The organism is Myxococcus sp. AB036A, from assembly GCF_006547355.1.
Lineage (GTDB): Bacteria > Myxococcota > Myxococcia > Myxococcales > Myxococcaceae > Myxococcus > Myxococcus virescens.
This window is the reverse complement of record NZ_VHLC01000248.1, coordinates 1-436: the sequence shown is the minus strand read 5'-3', so window position 1 is coordinate 436 and position 436 is coordinate 1. Positions and strand designations below refer to the sequence as shown.

1 protein-coding gene is annotated in these 436 nt (G+C 53.2%); it reads left to right on the top strand.

Annotated elements, in window-relative coordinates:
- Positions 1-253 precede the first annotated feature (253 nt).
- Positions 254-436 (top strand): hypothetical protein (locus FL344_RS39670; RefSeq protein WP_228565675.1); only part of this gene is annotated, 183 nt, incomplete at its 3' end.

The window sequence follows — 436 nt, the reverse complement described above, 5'->3', positions numbered from 1 at the left end:
ACTTACAACCAGTTGATACGCGAAGGGCTCGCTATCGGCTTCTTCAACGTAGGTTGCGAAGGAAATGGAATGTATGGGCTCGGCACCCCAACCGATCTGCGCAAATTCCTCGAGTTGGAGATCTCTAGGAAGTGTCTGATAAAGGCTGCGTGAACGTTCGGCATTCGGCTACTAGAGCACTGAGCTGGTCTGAGATGCGAGCCGGATGTCATAGTCGACGTAGCCTCGTACGGGACCTGAAGGAGACGACGACATGGAAATAATTAGCCACCGGGGTCTGTGGCGTGAATCGATCGAGAAGAACACCATGACTGCGTTTGCTCGATCACTGCAGTCGGGTTTCGGCCTTGAAACGGATATTCGCGACTGCTTAGGGGACATTGTGATCTCCCACGATATGCCGACTGGGAAGGAGCCAAGCATTCACGAGCTGATG